This window comes from Halorubrum shenae (assembly GCF_051194165.1).
Taxonomy (GTDB): Archaea; Halobacteriota; Halobacteria; order Halobacteriales; family Haloferacaceae; genus Halorubrum.
Window position 1 is genome coordinate 1 of record NZ_JBLZNI010000048.1, and the last position, 1,280, is coordinate 1,280.

Sequence of the window (1,280 nt, forward strand, 5' to 3'; positions counted from 1 at the left end):
TTTATCAGCGGACAAGGCGAATACCCCGAGGCTTGACCTCGGGGATGAAGCCGACAAATCGTGATACAAACCATTAAGTCAACATATCTATAATCACAAGACAGCGATGGAATACAGTCACCGCTACCATGCCTACCCGACACAAGAGGTAGCGGAAGGACTGCAACACCATCTTAACGTTCATCGCCAACTCTACAACCACGTCCGATGGGACTATACGAACAGTCCTGAAGACGACAAACCGAGTGAGTACGACCAGAACAACAAACTCCCTGAGTGGAAGCGCAAATGGCCTGTGTTCGCGGAACTGCACTCGAAGGCCGCGCAAGCCACGGTCGCACGTTTCCACCGCAATCTTTCAAACCTTCGCAAGAAGAAAGAGAAGGGATACAATGTCGGTCGGCTCAAGCGACAACCACCCACCGACTATCGAAGTGTGACGTACAACCAGTCCGGGTTCGACCTTGATGAAAAGAGGGGCCGTGACAGGTTTGCTTACGTCCGCTTCAGTAAAATCGGCTGGGTGAAAATCCGTTACCACCGCCCAATTCCCGATAACGTCACCATCAATGAGATCACGTTCAAAAAGGAGATGACTGGCGAGTGGTTCGTCTCGTTCGGCCTCGAAACCGACGACGCCGACCTGCCCGAGAAATCTGATGTGGAATCTCTTGACGCGGCCAACAGCGTGGGTATCGATCTTGGCATCCTCAACTATCTCTACACATCAGACGGGACGACTGTGGACTGGCTTGACCTTGAAGACGAATACGAGCGTCTTCGCCGCGAACAACGCAAGTTGTCTCGCAAGGAGAAAGGGTCAAACAACTACGAGAAACACCGCCGTGAAGTGGCAAAAATCAAGCGCCACATTCGTCGGAAGGTACTTGACTACCAGCACAAACTCTCGACGTGGCTCGTCGGCGAGTACGACGCGGTGTTCGTTGAAGACTTGGACGTAAAGGGAATGGTTGAGCAGTCGCACAACGCCCGGAACAAGCAGGATGCGGCGTGGCGGCAGTTCATCACACTCCTTGAATACAAGGGTAAGTTGTACGGTACTCACGTCGTTCAAGTCGAAGCCCGAGGAACAACGAAAGAGTGCGCTCAGTGTGGCGTGGAAACAGCGAAACCCATCTGGGTTCGGGAACACTCTTGTCCGTCGTGTGGTTTCGAGTGCGACCGTGATGCGAACGCAGCGATGAATGTCCTGCAACGCGGCTTTTCTGAGTTAGGGCTGGGATGGCCCGAAGATACGCCTGTGGAGACTGCGCTCCCTA

General features: G+C 53.4%; 1 protein-coding gene. It reads left to right on the forward strand.

All coding sequences use genetic code 11. From position 1 onward, the window contains the following. Window positions 1-106 precede the first annotated feature (106 nt). Window positions 107-1,280, forward strand: a 1,174-nt coding sequence (locus ACNS88_RS17575; protein WP_435100639.1) for an RNA-guided endonuclease InsQ/TnpB family protein, incomplete at its 3' end; no start/stop codon positions are given.